General features: G+C 74.0%; 13 protein-coding genes and 1 pseudogene. 4 read left to right on the forward strand and 10 right to left on the reverse strand.

The genetic code is table 11. The features are described from left to right. Window positions 1–123: 123 nt before the first annotated feature. The 4 genes from ACFUMH_RS06175 to ACFUMH_RS06190 all read right to left on the reverse strand — a co-directional run bounded on the left by ACFUMH_RS06175 (window position 124) and on the right by ACFUMH_RS06190 (window position 5,716). Window positions 124–507, reverse strand: coding sequence for a RidA family protein (locus tag ACFUMH_RS06175; RefSeq protein WP_378202018.1), 384 nt, complete (start codon window positions 505–507; stop codon window positions 124–126). Further along, window positions 504–1,091 (reverse strand): TetR/AcrR family transcriptional regulator, encoded by a 588-nt coding sequence (locus ACFUMH_RS06180; protein ID WP_378202020.1) that lies wholly within the window; start codon window positions 1,089–1,091, stop codon window positions 504–506. The genes ACFUMH_RS06175 and ACFUMH_RS06180 overlap by 4 nt, the downstream gene beginning before the upstream one ends. Before the next feature lie 85 nt (window positions 1,092–1,176). Continuing rightward, a complete protein-coding gene (locus ACFUMH_RS06185; protein ID WP_378202023.1) occupies window positions 1,177–3,075 on the reverse strand; it encodes an endo-1,4-beta-xylanase in 1,899 nt (632 codons plus the stop codon). 301 nt (window positions 3,076–3,376) lie between these two features. Next, window positions 3,377–5,716: an endo-1,4-beta-xylanase gene (locus tag ACFUMH_RS06190; protein WP_378202025.1), complete on the reverse strand. Its 2,340-nt coding sequence runs from the start codon at window positions 5,714–5,716 to the stop codon at window positions 3,377–3,379. Between the two features lie 254 nt (window positions 5,717–5,970). On the opposite strand from ACFUMH_RS06190, the gene ACFUMH_RS06195 reads away from it, so the two are divergent. Next, window positions 5,971–7,053 carry a lytic polysaccharide monooxygenase gene (locus tag ACFUMH_RS06195; protein ID WP_378202028.1) on the forward strand — a complete coding sequence of 361 codons (1,083 nt, stop codon included), beginning with the start codon at window positions 5,971–5,973 and terminating at the stop codon, window positions 7,051–7,053. A gap of 150 nt (window positions 7,054–7,203) precedes the next feature. Here ACFUMH_RS06195 and ACFUMH_RS06200 read toward each other — a convergent pair whose 3' ends face one another. Together ACFUMH_RS06200 and ACFUMH_RS06205 are read right to left on the reverse strand one after the other, a co-directional pair. Continuing rightward, window positions 7,204–8,136, reverse strand: coding sequence for an SDR family NAD(P)-dependent oxidoreductase (locus ACFUMH_RS06200; RefSeq protein WP_378202031.1), 933 nt, complete (start codon window positions 8,134–8,136; stop codon window positions 7,204–7,206). Then, window positions 8,133–8,771: an NAD(P)-dependent oxidoreductase gene (locus tag ACFUMH_RS06205; protein WP_378202034.1), complete on the reverse strand. Its 639-nt coding sequence runs from the start codon at window positions 8,769–8,771 to the stop codon at window positions 8,133–8,135. Before ACFUMH_RS06205 ends, ACFUMH_RS06200 begins: the two co-directional genes overlap by 4 nt. Window positions 8,772–8,830: 59 nt before the next feature. Here ACFUMH_RS06205 and ACFUMH_RS06210 point away from each other — a divergent pair, with 59 nt between their 5' ends. After that, entirely contained in the window at window positions 8,831–9,397 is a 567-nt protein-coding gene (locus tag ACFUMH_RS06210; protein ID WP_378202038.1) for a TetR/AcrR family transcriptional regulator, read from the forward strand. A gap of 31 nt (window positions 9,398–9,428) precedes the next feature. Here the strand turns inward: ACFUMH_RS06210 and ACFUMH_RS06215 are convergent. The 3 genes and pseudogenes from ACFUMH_RS06215 to ACFUMH_RS06225 all read right to left on the reverse strand — a co-directional run. Continuing rightward, a pseudogene (locus ACFUMH_RS06215) lies at window positions 9,429–9,971 on the reverse strand (Type 1 glutamine amidotransferase-like domain-containing protein); the annotation flags it as partial. A gap of 13 nt (window positions 9,972–9,984) precedes the next feature. After that, window positions 9,985–10,455 carry a nitroreductase/quinone reductase family protein gene (locus tag ACFUMH_RS06220; RefSeq protein ID WP_378202041.1) on the reverse strand — a complete coding sequence of 157 codons (471 nt, stop codon included), beginning with the start codon at window positions 10,453–10,455 and terminating at the stop codon, window positions 9,985–9,987. Beyond that, window positions 10,452–11,231 carry a glucose 1-dehydrogenase gene (locus tag ACFUMH_RS06225; protein WP_378202044.1) on the reverse strand — a complete coding sequence of 260 codons (780 nt, stop codon included), beginning with the start codon at window positions 11,229–11,231 and terminating at the stop codon, window positions 10,452–10,454. Before ACFUMH_RS06225 ends, ACFUMH_RS06220 begins: the two co-directional genes overlap by 4 nt. A gap of 143 nt (window positions 11,232–11,374) precedes the next feature. On the opposite strand from ACFUMH_RS06225, the gene ACFUMH_RS06230 reads away from it, so the two are divergent. Next, a complete protein-coding gene (locus tag ACFUMH_RS06230) occupies window positions 11,375–12,019 on the forward strand; it encodes a TetR/AcrR family transcriptional regulator (protein WP_378202047.1) in 645 nt (214 codons plus the stop codon). Between the two features lie 152 nt (window positions 12,020–12,171). Here ACFUMH_RS06230 and ACFUMH_RS06235 read toward each other — a convergent pair whose 3' ends face one another. After that, window positions 12,172–12,954 (reverse strand): ricin-type beta-trefoil lectin domain protein, encoded by a 783-nt coding sequence (locus ACFUMH_RS06235; protein WP_378202050.1) that lies wholly within the window; start codon window positions 12,952–12,954, stop codon window positions 12,172–12,174. Between ACFUMH_RS06235 and ACFUMH_RS06240 the strand changes: the two genes are divergently transcribed. Then, a complete protein-coding gene (locus tag ACFUMH_RS06240; RefSeq protein WP_378202053.1) occupies window positions 12,947–14,272 on the forward strand; it encodes a family 43 glycosylhydrolase in 1,326 nt (441 codons plus the stop codon). The two genes, ACFUMH_RS06235 and ACFUMH_RS06240, sit on opposite strands and share 8 nt — an antisense overlap. Window positions 14,273–14,393: the final 121 nt, after the last annotated feature.

The following is a 14,393-nucleotide window of genomic DNA, read 5'->3' on the forward strand; positions in this document are numbered from 1 at the left end:
CCTCCTCGCACGTCCTCGGACACGGGGAGGAGGCGGGCGACGGCGGCCGGATACCGCGCGGGACGCGCCGGGCGGGGTGAACTCGTCCCCACCGGCGCGTCCCCAGGGGGCGCCCGGCCGTGCTCAGGCGGCGGCGACGGCCTCGATCTCGACGCGCAGCGAGGGGTCGGCGAGGCCCGCGACGAGCAGCAGGGTCGTCGCGGGCGGCGGCTGCGGCAGGCTCGCGCCGGCGGCGGCCATGAACGGGCCGACGTCGCCCGGGTCGGTCAGGTAGATCGTCAGCTTGACCAGGTGGGCCGGGGTGAGCCCGGCCTCGGCGAGCACGGCGTGCAGGTTGGCGACGGCCTGCGTCGCCTGCGCGGCGACGCCCTCCGCGGGCACGCCGTCGGCGCCGACCCCGACCTGCCCGGAGACGAGGACGAGCCGGCCCGCGTCGCGGACCTCGATGCCCTGGCTGTAGAACGGCGACGCGGGGACGGCGGCGGGGTTGAGCGGTGTGGCTATCATGCGTCCTCCTCCGGGCGGCGGGTCGCGGCGCGCAGGGCGTCGAACTCGCGGCGGACGGCGGCCTCGTGGCCGCCGGTGAGCTGACCGGCCCGGCTCAGCACGAGCAGGCCGTGGTAGAGCAGATCCAGCCGCGCGGCGGCCGGACCTGCCCGGTCGTCGCCGAGCTCGCGCCGGACGACCTCCGCGACGGCGTGCCGCACGAGCGCGAGCCCGTCGGCGACGCGGTGCCCCGGGACGGTGCCGTCGCCGCCGAACTCGGCGGCGGAGTTCACGAGCAGGCACCCGTGACCGTCGTCCAGCGGCGGCAGGAACAGGGTGAGGAACAGCTGCTCGAGGTCGTCGAGGCCGGCGTCCGGCCCGGCGTGCGCGGCGAGGCGGGTGCCGACGACCTGCTCGACGTAGTGCTCGAGCGCCCGGCGGAACAGGCCGGTCTTGTCGCCGAACGCCTGGTAGAGGCTGCTGGTGCGCAGGCCGGTCGCCTGCTCGAGGTCGACCACCGAGGTGCGCGCGAAGCCCTGCCGGCGGAACGCGTGCATGGCGGCGGTGAGCACCTGCTGCTCGTCGAACGTCCGTGGCCGGGCCATGGCGCCATTCTGTAGCGCTCACTACAGAATGACAAGGGGTGTCGGCCGCACCGACGTCTCCGAGGTGACCCCGTCGAGGCGGTCGTCACGACCGCGGCGGCGTCTCCTTCTCCCGCTCGAGCGCCGCGATCGCGTCGGCGAGCGCGGTCGTCGCCGCCAGCACCCGGCCCTGGTGACCGCCGTGCGTGAGGACCAGCCGCGCGAGGGCCAGGGCCCGGCGCACCGCCGCGACGCCCTCGCGCGACCACGCGGGGTCGCGCAGGTCGAGCGCCTCGGCCGCGGCGACGGTCGCCGCCAGCTTCGAGGTGTCCGTCACCGGGCGGTCCAGACCGAGCCAGGCCTCCGGGTCGGCGCTGGCCGCCGCGCCGAGCTTCTCCGAGAAGTCGCTGTTGAACAGCAGCGGGTTGTGCGTGGACCGCCAGCTGCGCTGGTCGGTCAGGCCCCAGAACGTCACGCGGTCGATGTCCGTCGAGTACTTCTTGTAGACGGCGAAGTACTCGGCGAACCGCTGCGCCTGGATGCGCTCCAGCTCGGCGCGGTTGGTGATGTTGCCGACCCAGTACGTGAACCCCTCGCGGGAGATGCGGTCCTTGACGGACGGGTCCGTCAGGTCGCGGTACTGCGCGCGGTCGTCGCCCTCGGGCTGGCCGTTCCACGCCTCCCACACCTGCAGGTCCAGCTCGCTCACGTCGGCCGTCATGCCGGCGTCGATGATGAGCTGGAGCGAGCGCTCGACCGACGCGTGGTCCGAGCACGTGCCCGGCTGCCACTCCGCGGCCGCCTCGTCGACGAGCCCGGGCAGCCGCGTGCGGTCCGTGCAGGCGAACGCCGGCGTCTGGTTGATGTAGTTGTGCGACTGCAGCCCGATCGTCTCCACGAGCAGGCGCGGGTCCTCCGGGTGCTCCGCGGCGTACCGGGCGTTCAGGTCCGTGGCCATCGCGACGATCGCCTCGCCCTTGCCCTCCGACTGGAAGACGTTGAAGTCGTTGTAGACCAGGCGTGCCTCGGGCCCGTACGTGCGGGCGAGGACGAAGGCGTCGTAGAGGAAGTCCGCCGGGTGCTCGCCGGCCGCCGTGTCGGCGCCGTTCGCGTAGGCCGAGTACCAGTTCGACGCGCCGCCGTTGGGCCCGCCGCGCAGGAAGTCGCGCCAGTCCTGCGTGGCCGGGTCGAACTCGTCGAGGCCGTCGACGAAGGCCTCGTTGACGACGTCCCACGAGACCACGCGCCCCTGGAAGTGCGTGAGCACCTCCTGGATGTAGCGCTCCATGTTGGCCCGGGCCTGCGCGCGCGTGCCGCCGGTGGGACCGCTGTTGATGCGGGGCGGCGACTGCCCGTGCCACACGAGCACGTGCCCGTGGACGTCCATGCCGCGCGCCAGCGTCTCGTCGACGAACGCGTCGGCGGGGCCGAAGCGGAACGTGAACTCGCCCGTCACGGGGTCGATGTTGTCGTTCGGCAGCAGCTGGTCCGGCTTCATGCTGTTCTCGGCCGTCATGACCGTGTAGTGCCGCTCGATGTTCGCCGAGCTGGCCGACCCGGGCGCGTACGTCGCGGGGTCGGAGTGGATGTTCCCCACGTCGAAGTAGTCGCGGTAGACGTCCTTGAGCGGCGCCATCTGCCGGCGGAACGTGGTGTCGAGGACCACGTCGCCCTCGGGCATGGTGAACGAGTCGACCCGCGCCCCGATCCAGCCGAGCTCCTCCGACGTCCACCCGCCCCACACCTGCTGCGCGGCCGGCGTCGCGGTCAGCACGACCGTGTCGCCCGCCTCGTAGCTGCCCTCGCCGGTGACCGTGCCGCGCCCGGACACCCGGACGTCGACCTCGTACGTCTCCTCGACGGCCGCCTGCGCCGGCGCCGCGAGGCCGACCGTCGCCAGCACGACCGCCGTCGCCGCTCCCGTCCACCGCGCCACCCGGCGGCGGCCCTCCCCCGCGACCGTCCCCGGTGCGCCCTCACGTCCTGGTCCCGCAAGCCCCGTCATCTGACGTCCCTCTCGCTGTCACGCTCGGCGTCGGCGATGCGGCGGCGTTCCCCCCGTCGCCCGACCTGTGGCTCGTCCCCGCGCACGACGCCCGCGATCCGTCGCTGTCGCCGACACTGACCGACAGCCGTCCGGGCACGACGTGCTCCGCTCCTACACCGGTGTAACCGTCACCCTCGACGGGCACCTGTAGGCCGTACGGGTGACACCGTAGGTACGCCTCCCGGGGCCGTCAAGGCGCTCGAGGGGCGCACCGACGGCGGGCGGCGCACCCCGGCGCCGCCCGCCGTACGGGCCTCCCTCACCCGCAGGCGACGCCCGCGTGCCCGGCCTCGTACGCCGTCCACGCGGCCTGCCAGCCGGCGATCTTCACGCCGGTGACGTCCACGTCCCCGGCCTCGACCGCGGTGCCCGGTGCCGTCCAGGTGCGCTGGAACGACGCGCCCGGCAGCAGGACGGCCACGGCACCGGTCCGCCACGGGGTCGTCGCGGCGACGACGACGGGCACCCGCTCGACGTTGCGCACGTGCACGGTGACACGCGGCCGCCCGTCGACGCACTGCGCCTGCCCGGAGACCGCGAGCGCCACCGCGTGCGGCGTGCCCGCCGGTGCGGCCGGCGTCACCGGGGCCGAGGGTGCCGACGCCGCCGAGTCGCCCGCGGCGTTGGTCGCGACGACCGTGAACGTGTGGGCCCGGCCGTTCGCAAGGCCCGTGACGACGCACGACGTCCCGTCGGTCGTGCACGTCGCGCCGCCCGGCGAGGCGGTGACGGTCGACCCGGTGACCGGGCTGCCGCCGTCCTCCGCCGGCGCGCTCCACGAGACCGTCGCGGACCCGTCGCCGGCGGTGGCGACCACGTCGGTCGGCGCCGCCGGGGCGGCGGCCGGCGGCGCGACGGCGCCCGGCCACGTCACGAGGACCTCGTCACCGGCCGCCGAGACCTTCTCCACCGTGATCCGGTTGACCGAGAAGGCGTTGCCGCCCCCACCGCCGCGGATCCCGATGTTGCCGATCAGCCCGTCGGCCGGCTGCGACCCGTCCATCGTGATCTCGCTGACCAGGTCGTAGCTGCCCATGTTGACCATGCCGCTGTTGAAGTACGCGGGCAGCTGCGTGGCGACCTGGTTCGCCGCGTACGGGTGGGCGTTGACGAGCGCGCCGTCGGCGGTCGTGTAGCCGCCGTTGGTGGTGTCCTTCACCCACCGGACCCGGATCGCCGTCGTCCCCTTGGCCGTGTAATTGACCGTCACGCGGTACGTCGCGCCCGGCTCCGGCCGGAACGCCACCTCGCCGTCGTCCGTGGTCGACCACGGCCACACCGACGCGTCGTCGCCGAGGACGATGTTCGCGCCGCTCCACGGGTCGCCGGCGGACGTGTCGAAGACGTGCACGCCGGGGACGGGTGCGGGCTCCTCGCCGCCGGAGGTGTCGATGTAGTCGTGCGTGGCGAGGAACTGGTCCGGGTAGAGGATGCCGAGGAGCGCGAGCTTCGCGTTGCCGTCGTAGTCGTACGGCATGGCGAACTCCCCGCCCTTCCAGCCGGTGGCCACGTCGCGGACACCCGCGAGCTTCACGGCGGCGACGACCTTCGGGTTGTCCGTCGTGTTGCCCGGGCCGGCGGCGTGGTCGCGGTAGACCCGGAACAGCTCGGCGTACTTCATGCCCTGGTTGTTCTCGTTCTCCGGCGTCAGCTCGCCGGGCGGCAGGGCGATGTCCATCTCGGTCACGTGGACCTCGACGTCGTCCAGCGTCGCGAAGAGCTCGATGTTCTGCTCGACGGCCTCGACGTCGGTGGCCAGGTTGTAGTGGCCCTGCATGCCGATGACCTCGATGAGCGGCCGGCCGTCCGGGCGCGTGCCGGCGTGCCGGGCGTTGATGTCCTTGACCATCTCGTAGACGACCCGCGCCTTCGCCGGGGAGTCCAGGCCGAAGTCGTTGTACGTGAGCTTCACGTCCCAGCCGTTCGCGTCGACCACCTCGGCCGCCTTGAGGAAGGCGAGCTCGACCCAGTCCGCGCCCAGCGCCTGGTACCAGCCCTCGCCCTTGGCCAGCGACGCGCGCCAGTCCGCCGGGTCGGCCGTGCCGACCGCCTCGTTCACCACGTCGACCGCGACGAGGCGGTCCCCGAAGTGGCCGAGCACGGTCTCGACGTGCGTGTGCAGGTTCTCGAGCGCGACGGCGCGGTCGAACGTGCCGGGCTGGTCGAAGCGGGCCGGCGGCGCGTCCCACATCCAGGTCGGGGTCTGCGAGTGCCACGCCAGGGTGTGGCCGTAGAGCTCCAGGTCGGGGTTGCGGGCCGTGTAGCGGGCGAAGGCGGCCTCCGCCGCGTCGAAGGTGAACACGCCCTTCTCCCGCTGCGTGCTCTCGGGCTTCATCTCGTTGCCCGGCGTGTAGGACGCGTAGTTGTAGGTCAGGCCCTCGATCTCGCCGGCGCCGAAGATGCCGAACGAGAAGTGGTCCGCGTAGACGTCCTTCATCGGCGGGTAGTGCTCGAACGTCTGGCCGGCCGGCGGCAGCTCCGGCTCCGGGGGCGCGGCGGCCCCGTGGGCGGGAGCCAGCGCGGCCAGCGTCATGAGCCCCGCGACCAGGCCGGCGAGGACGGGCCGGGCGCCCGGCCTCCCCCGCCGCGGACGGCGCACGCCGCGCCCCCGTCCGCTCGCTCCGAGTGCGCGTCGCCGATCCGACATGGGACCTCCAGGGGTGCCCCGACGCACCGTTGCGCGGGGATGCGGTGGCAAATTTGCCACTGTTGCGCAGCGGCATTGCCAGGCTCTCCGGGGCCGGACGCACTGTCAAGGGGGTCCCAAGCGTTTCAGACGTTGCCACGCGTGCGGCCGCCGCGGAGGGTGCTCCTCGTACGTCCGCCACCGAACTCGTCCCCGGAGGGGCACCCATGTCACGGTTCTCAGCAGCTCGCCGCCGCCTCTCCGCGGCGGTCGCCACCCTCGCGCTCGGCGCCGCGGCGGTGGCCGGCTCGGTCGCCCTCGCCGCGCCGGCCGCCGCGCACGGCGCCGTCTCCGACCCGCCGTCGCGCATCTACGGGTGCTACGACCGCTGGAGCGCCGCCTGGACCGACCCGGCCATGCAGACGCAGGACCCCATGTGCGCGAACGCCTGGCAGAGCAACCCGAACGCGATGTGGAACTGGAACGGCATGTTCCAGGAGAACGTCGGCGGGCGGCACGAGCAGGTGATCCCGAACGGGAAGCTCTGCTCCGCCAACAACCCGACCTACGCGGCCGCGGACACCCCCGGCGCCTGGCGGACGAGCGCCCGGTCGCACAACTTCCGCCTCACCGTGCACGACCCGTCCAACCACGGCGCCGACTACCTGCGCATCTACGTCACCAAGCAGGGCTACGACGCCCGGACGAAGGCGCTCGCGTGGTCCGACCTCGAGCTCCTCAAGACGACAGGCAGCTACCCGAGCTCCAGCCCGTACGTCACCGACGTCACCGTGCCGAGCGACCGCCGCGGCCACCACGTCGTCTTCACGATCTGGCAGGCGAGCCACCTCGACCAGCCGTACTACCAGTGCAGCGACGTGACGTTCGGCGGCACCACCCCGGCGCCGGACCCGACGACGCCCGCGCCGAACCCGACCACCCCGGCCCCGAACCCGACCACGCCGGTGCCGAACCCCACGACGCCGGTGCCGAACCCGACGACGCCCGCACCCGACCCGGGTCCGACCACGCCGGCCGGCGCCTGCACGGCGACCGTGTCCGTGGCGAGCTCGTGGCAGGGCGGCTACCAGGCCACCGTGACGGTGAAGGCGGGCTCCAGCGCGATCAACGGCTGGCGGGCGACGATCGGCGGCGCGACGATCACGCAGGCGTGGAACGGCACGGCCTCCGGCAGCACCATCACCGCCTCGGCGTGGAACGGGAAGCTCGCCGCCGGGGCGTCCACCACCGCCGGGTTCCTCGGCAGCGGCAGCCCGGCCGACCTGACCGCGAGCTGCACGGCGTCCTGACGGCCGAGCGCCGACGAGGGCCGCACGTCCCCGCAGGGGCGTGCGGCCCTCGTGGCGCCGGGCCGAGGCCCCGGGCGACTCGTGACAGGAGGAGCGGCGCGACGCGCACCCTGCTACCGGACGGGCGTCACCGGGGCGGCACCGGCGGGGTCAGCGGTCGAACCACCGGCGGCTCACGTCGTACACCTGGCGCTGCACCGCCGTGTCGTACGAGACGGCGGGGGTCGTCGCCACGCTCCCCCGGCGGTGGTAGCCCCCGGTGACACCCGCGAGCGCGGGGTCCGTGGCGAGCCGCAGCGCCGCGGCGGCCCCCTCGCGAGGCGTCAGCATGGTCCTGCGGAGGAGACCGCCGACAGGACGCAGGACCGCGGGCACGAGCCCGTCGACGAGGCCGGTGGCCACGATGCCCGGGTGCACGGAGCTCACGGTGACGCCGTGGGGCCGCAGGAGGCGCGCGACGTGGTAGCCGCTCGTGACGGTGAGGAGCTTCGCCCGCGCGTAGGCCTCGAAGGCGACGAAGCCGTCGGCCGGGTTGAGGAGGGCCAGGTCGGTGAGCTGTGCGGGGTCCAGGGTGGCCGGGCGGGGACGTCCGGCGAGCGTGACTTTGCGGGTGTCGTTGACGGTGTCGGACACCACGTGGACGACTCGCCCCCTGCCGGCGACGAGGTTCGCCCGCAGCAGGTGCGTGAGCCCGAAGGCGGCCAGGTGGTCCACCGCGACGTGCCGCTCGACCCCGTCGGCGGTCAGACCCCGGTCGGGGAAGTGCGCGCCGGCGTTGTTGACCAGCACGTGCACCTGCGCGTACTGCCGGCCGACCGCTGCGGCGGCGTCCACCACACCGCGACGCAGGGACAGGTCGGCCATGACGACGTCGAAGGTGCCGTGGCCGTCGACGGTCTCCCGCAGCGTGCGCTCCGTGCGCGCACCGTCACGGGCGACCGCGACCACGTGGGCACCCGCGCGGGCGAGCTCGGCGACGATCACCCGCCCCATCCCGCCGCTGGCCCCGGTGACGACCGCCACCTGCCCCGCGAGGTCCGCGTCCACGAGCGGGTCGGCCGGGCGGGTCGACCGGGCGCTCACCGGGCGACCCGGGGGAAGGCGTGCACGTGGCGCGGGTCCTCGACCTCGCGGACGAGGAGGTCCGCGAGGTCGGCGCGCCCGACGGACGTCCACAGGTGCACCGGCAGGTCCGCGGCGACCCGGTACCGCCCGGTCGGGCGGGCGTCCGTGAGCCGCGGCGGACGCACCACCGTCCAGCGCAGGTCTGACGCCGTGACCAGGCGCTCCATCGCCTCCTTGTCGCGCATCCTCTCCTCGACGCCGGCCCACACCGCGCGTGCGTAGAGCGACCGGTCGCGGCTCTCGGCGACGCCGTGGGCGCTGACGACGACGAGGCGGGTGACCTCCGCGCGCCGCATCGCGGGTACGGCGGTCGCCATGGCGTCGGTGCAGACGGAGGTCGGGCCCCTCGCCGCACCGCCCAGCGCGCTGATCACCGCGTCGGCGCCGGTCAGTGCCGCCGGCAGGGGCGCCGCGTCGCGCACGTCGCGCCACTCCACCTCCCGCAGGCGGGCGTCGGGCGGAAGGGTGCGGGGCCGACGCACCAGGGCGGTGACGTGGTGGCCGCGGCGCAGGGCCGCCGACACCGCCAGGCGGCCCGTGGCGCCGGACGCGCCCAGGACCACGATCTGCTGCTGTGCGACAGTCTGTCTCATAAGACCGAGAGCCTCGCACCCGGAGAACTCTGAGTCAAGATGTCTCATAGACTCGTCGGATGACGCCCTCCCACGACGACCCCCGGTTCCTGCGCAGCCGGGAGGCGATCGTCGCCGCCGCCCGTGAGCTGCTGGTCGCGGGCGGACCCGGTGCCGTCTCCCACGCACGGGTGGCCCAGCAGGCGGGCATCGCGCGGGCCACCGTCTACCGCCACTGGCCGCGCACCGACCAGCTGCTGGCCGAGGCCATGGCGACCGTGCCGCTGCCGTTCTTCGCGGCACCCGACCTCCCCACGCGCGACTGGCTCGTCCGCGAGCTGACCGCCCTCGCGCGGCAGCTGGACCACCACGACGTCCGCGTCGTCGCCACCACGCTGGCGAGCACGGCCCTCTGGGAGGACGGCATGGACGTCCGTCGCGCCGGCTTCGCCGACCTGCTCGCCCGCAGGCTCGCCGACGCCCTCGAGGCGGCCCGCGACCGCGGCGAGGTCGACCTGCGCACCGCTCCCCGGGACGCGGCGGCCCTGGCGATCGGCCCGCTCCACTACCGGGCGACGATCGAGCGCGGCACCACCGACGACGACGTCGTCGCGACCGTCGTCGACAGCCTCGGCCGCTGGCGGTGACCGGTCGGCTCGCGCGCCCGCCCGGACGGCGTCACTGCCCGAACCGCACCCACCACCCCTCGGAGACGACCTCGACGGCGCCGTCGACCACGGCGATCGCCGTCTGCTCGTCGATGGCGTAGGCCGGTCCGCCGATCTCGGCGGCCCACCGCTCGGCGTGGGCCAGGGTGTTCGACGGGAAGGCGTCGAGGTGCGGGAAGACCGCGAAGTCGACGACCCCGAGCGTGCGGTCGTCCGGAGCCGACGGCCACTCGACGAACGACGACCCGATCCGCGGCGTCATCACCATGCTGCCCGCGCTGACACCGACCCACACCGTGTCGGGCAACGAGGGCAGCAGGTCGGCCAGACCGGACTCGCGCACCCAGTGGGCGAGGTAGGTCGCGTCGCCGCCGTCGACGAGCAGGACGTCGGCCTCCCGCACCCACGGCACCCAGCGCCCGGCGCCGATGGTCGGCAGCGCCGTGAGCTCGAGGACGCCGAGCGAGGCCCACCCGAGGCCGGTCAGGTGCCGGAAGTCCGGTTCCGCCGCGACCATGCCTCGCACGCTCGCGGGGCCGCACACCGGGTCGCCCCGGGCCCCGCGATCACGGCCGACGGTCGAAGGTGATCCGCATCAGCCGGCTGTCGGCCCAGTCCTCGAGCCGCGTCGGCCGGATCGTGCCCGGGTCATGGGGCTGGTTGAGGTCGGCGACGATCTCCGCCAGCACGACGCGACGTTCGGCCGGGTCGGTGACGGGTGTGGCCCGTGCCGGCAGGTCGGCACGGATGCCGTTCTTGAGGTGGAACGTGAAGTCGGGGTCGGCGAGGAGGTTCGCGTGCCAGTCGGTGGCACCGCCGCCGGCGCCGCTGCACAGGTAGGTGCCGCCCGCAGCCCGGTAGAAGAAGATCTCGATGCGGCGTGGCCGGCCGGTGCGGCGGCCCCGCGTCGTGATGTCGACGGTCCGCTCGCGGGTGCCGGCCGCGGGGGTGATCTCGATGGCGCGACGGACGGCGTCGGGCAGGTGGGACGAGGACGTGTCGCGCACGGGGCCGCCCCCGCCGCTCGTGCCGCTCACGCGGCGTCGGCCCGGAGGGCGGGCCCGAGGAGGAGGCCGCCGTCGACGACGTACTCCGAGCCCGTGACGAACGACGCGTCGGAGGACGCGAGGAACAGGAGCAGCCGGGTGACGTCGGTCGGCTCCCCCAGCCGGGGGATGGCGAACGGCTCCGGTGAGTAGCGGTCGGCGATCGCCACGGTCGCGCCGGCTGCGGGCTCGTGGATGAACGGGGTCGCGATCACGCCGGGGTGGATGGCGTTCACGCGGATGCCGTCCCGGCCCAGCTCGAGCGCCGCCGTCCGGGTGAGACCACGCACGGCCCACTTGCTGGCGACGTACGGCGCGTAGTGCGCCGTGCCGCCCAGGGCCATCGTCGAGGCGATGTTGACGACGACTCCCCCGCCCGCGCGGCGCAGGGCGGGAGCCGCGGCCCTGAGGCCGAGGAAGGTCCCGGTGAGGTTGACGTCGAGGATGCGCGACCACGTGTCCCGGTCCGTCGTCTCGATCGTCGCCGGCGGGTTCTGGACCCCTGCGTTGTTGACGAGCACGTGCAGGGCGCCGAAGGCGCGCTCGGCGGCCGGCACGGCGGCGGACCACGAGCTCTCGTCCGTGACGTCGAGGTGGGTGAAGAGAGCGCGGGGCCCGAGCTCGTCGGCGAGGGCGGCGCCGCGCGCGGCGTCGACGCCGCCGATCACCACGTTCGCCCCCTCCGCGTGGAAGGCGCGGACGTGGCTGGATCCCTGGCCACCGGTCCCACCGGTCACGAGGACGGTCCGGTCGTCGAAGCGGGGCATCTGGTGCTCCTCGGGTGCGGGCGTGACCGACCGCGCTCGTGCGTGACGGATGCGCGGCGGTGGTGAGCCGAGCGACTCACCATCGTCGACACTAGGTCGGCGACGATGGTGAGTCAAGCCACTCACCTCGTATGCTGGCACCCGTGAGCAAGGTCGTGTCGGCGTACCACCAGCGCATCGCCCAGGAGAAGCGCGCGCTGATCCTGACGGCCGCGACCGCGCTGTTCCTCGAGCAGGGCTACGACCGGACGTCGCTGGCGCGGGTCGCGGAGCGCTCGGGCGTCTCGCGGGCGACCCTGTTCAAGCAGTTCCCGACCAAGGCCACCCTGTTCGACGCCATGGTCACCTCGTCGTGGTCCACCGCGGACGAGGAGGGTCCTCCGCCGGCAGGCGACGTCGTCGACGGGCTCGGCACCATCGGCCACCGCTACGCCGCGCTGCTGAGCCGCCCCCAGATGACCGACCTCTTCCGCATCGTCATCGCCGAGCTGCCGCGGTTCCCGGAGCTCGCCGAGGCGCAGTTCGCGCACGGGAAGATGCCCTACTTCGCGTCCGTGCGCGACTACCTGCTCGCCGAGCACGCGGCGGGGACGGTGCGGGTCGACGACGTCGACCTCGCCGCCACCCAGTTCCTCGGCATGATCTCCAACTACGTCTTCTGGCCGACCCTCCTGGTGCCCGGCTGGGAGGTGAGCGCCGAACGCGTCGCCCAGGTGGTCGACGAGGCCGTCCGCACCACCGTCGCCCGGTACGCCGCGACCGGAGCAGGGCGGTCGACCGACGACTGAGTCGCGGCGGACCCGGGCCCCGCCCGACGACCACGAGAGGTCTCGGTGCCCACCGGGACCACCGGCTGCGGCCGCGTCCGGGCTCGGCCCGCGCCGCGGACGACCGGACCGCGGTCATCGACCTCCACGTCGACGACATCGACGGTCGCGCGCTACCGCCAGGACCAGACCTGGTTGCCCGCTCCCGTGCAGTGCCACAGGAGCACGGCGGTAACGTTCGCGGTGAGGTTGCGGTCCACGTCGAGGCACAGCCCGGACCGCGTGCCGCGCAGGGTCCCGTCCGCCCGCAGCACCCACTGCTGGTTCGTGCCGCCGTTGCAGTCCCACAGCTGCACGCGCGTCCCCGCGGCGGCGTCCGGCGGGGCGTCGAGGCACGTGCCCAGCGAGCGCAGGGTGCCGTCGGTCGCCGTCCAGGTCTCGTTCGCCTGCGTGCCGCAGTCCCAGACGACGAGGCCGGTGCCGTTGGTCGTGGCGCTCGCCGGGACGTCGAGGCACCGGCCGGACGCGGCACTGACGAGCCGGTTCCCGGTCGGCGGCGGTGTCGTCCCCCCGCCCGGGGTGACCCGGTACAGCGCGACCCCGTGCGCGGGGACCTGCGCCGTCAGCGCCCCGGCGGTCGTCCCCGTCGTGCCGGTCCACAGCTCGCGGTAGGTGTGCGAGCCCGAGCCGAGGCCGACCTGGGCGAGCGTGGTCGCGATCTGCCGCGCGCCGCCACCGCGGTTGAGCAGCGCGACGGCCACCGAGCCGTCGGCGAGCGGCTTCGCCCACACCTCGGCATCGCCGTCGTCCCGCACGCGGTCGGCCTGGCGCACGAGCGGGTCCTGGTCGATCGCGAGGACGTCCCGGTTGGTGAGGACCGCGCGCACGTCGGCGCTCATGCTGCGGATGTCGTTGCCGGCGATCAGCGGCGCGCTCAGCATCGCCCACATGCTCATGTGGGCGCGGTTCTCCGTCGGGCTCAGGCGGGCGCAAGTACGTCCGGGGCATCTGGGCGTCGACGCGGGCTACCGGCGGAGCAACAGCACGTACTACTGGCTCGGGTGCACCGAGTTCAACCGCACGTACGTCTACACCGCGACGTCGGTCGACGGCACCTGGTCGAAGAAGGCCCGGATCAACAGCTGCTACTACGACGCCGGGCTGCTCGTCGACGACGACGACACCCTGTACGTCGCGTACGGCAACGGCACGATCAGCGTCGCCCAGCTCAACGCCGACGGCACCGCCCAGGTGCGCGCGCAGCAGGTGTTCCAGACGCCGTCGAGCGTCGGCACGCTCGAGGGCGCCCGGTTCTACAAGCGGGGCGGCTACTACTACATCTGGCTCACGCGGCCCGCGAACGGCCAGTACGTGCTGCGGTCGAGCTCGCCGTTCGGCCCGTACGAGATGCGGCAGGTGCTGCTGGACATGCCCGGCCCGATCCCCGGCGGAGGCGTCCCGCACCAGGGCGGCCTCGTCCAGACGCAGGCCGGCGACTGGTGGTACATGGCCTTCACCGACGCCTACCCGGGCGGTCGGATGCCGACGCTCGCGCCGATCAGCTGGAGCAGCGACGGGTGGCCCTCGGTGCGGACCGTCGACGGCCGCTGGGGCACCACGTACCCGCGCCCGAACATCACGACCACGAGGACCGTCGCCCCGATGACCGGACGCGACACCTTCACCGGCTCGACGCTTGGCCACCGGTGGGAGTGGAACCACAACCCCGACACCAGCCGGTTCAGCGTCGGCAACGGCCTGCGCCTGCAGACCGCCACGGTGACGGACGACCTGTACGCCGCCCGCAACACCCTGACGCACCGCATCCAGGGGCCGTCCTCCACCGCGACCGTCGAGCTCGACCACTCCGCGATGGCCGAGGGCGACCGGTCCGGGCTCGCGCTGCTGCGGCAGTCGTCGGCGTGGGTCGGGGTCGTGCGGACCAACGGCACGACCCGCGTCGTCATGACCGACGGGCTCACGATGAACAGCTCGTGGGCGACGACGGGCACCGGGGTCGAGCGCGCGTCGGTCGCCGTGACCGGGAGCCGCATCTGGCTGCGCGCGACGGCGGACATCCGCCCCGGCGCCGGCCGCACCGCCACCTTCTCCTACAGCACCGACGGGACGACCTTCCGCCCGCTCGGGCCCGCGTTCACCCTGAACAACCAGTGGGAGTTCTTCATGGGCTACCGGTTCGGGATCTTCAACCACGCGACCCGGGCGCTCGGCGGGGCGGTGACGGTCCGCAGCTTCGACCTGACGACCCCCTGAGCCGGGCGGAGCGTGTCCGGTCGTACCGCCCGACGTCCTGACGCCGCGCGACAGGGCACCGACGTCGCTCCGATGACCCGGGGGGTGGGTCACCGGAGCGACGTGGTGCGGCACGGGCCGC

The organism is Cellulomonas sp. NPDC057328, from assembly GCF_042667215.1.
Classification (GTDB): Bacteria; Actinomycetota; Actinomycetes; order Actinomycetales; family Cellulomonadaceae; genus Cellulomonas.

Bases quoted from the DNA above. Each gene is read 5' to 3' on its own strand.
- ACFUMH_RS06175 (WP_378202018.1), bottom strand. From the start codon at position 507: ATGATAGCCACACCGCTCAACCCCGCCGCCGTCCCCGCGTCGCCGTTC.
- ACFUMH_RS06180 (WP_378202020.1), bottom strand. From the start codon at position 1,091: ATGGCCCGGCCACGGACGTTCGACGAGCAGCAGGTGCTCACCGCCGCC.
- ACFUMH_RS06185 (WP_378202023.1), bottom strand. From the start codon at position 3,075: ATGACGGGGCTTGCGGGACCAGGACGTGAGGGCGCACCGGGGACGGTC.
- ACFUMH_RS06195 (WP_378202028.1), top strand. From the start codon at position 5,971: ATGTCACGGTTCTCAGCAGCTCGCCGCCGCCTCTCCGCGGCGGTCGCC.
- ACFUMH_RS06205 (WP_378202034.1), bottom strand. From the start codon at position 8,771: ATGAGACAGACTGTCGCACAGCAGCAGATCGTGGTCCTGGGCGCGTCC.
- ACFUMH_RS06210 (WP_378202038.1), top strand. From the start codon at position 8,831: ATGACGCCCTCCCACGACGACCCCCGGTTCCTGCGCAGCCGGGAGGCG.
- ACFUMH_RS06225 (WP_378202044.1), bottom strand. From the start codon at position 11,231: ATGCCCCGCTTCGACGACCGGACCGTCCTCGTGACCGGTGGGACCGGT.
- ACFUMH_RS06240 (WP_378202053.1), top strand. From the start codon at position 12,947: ATGCTCATGTGGGCGCGGTTCTCCGTCGGGCTCAGGCGGGCGCAAGTA.
- ACFUMH_RS06235 (WP_378202050.1), bottom strand. From the start codon at position 12,954: ATGAGCATGTGGGCGATGCTGAGCGCGCCGCTGATCGCCGGCAACGAC.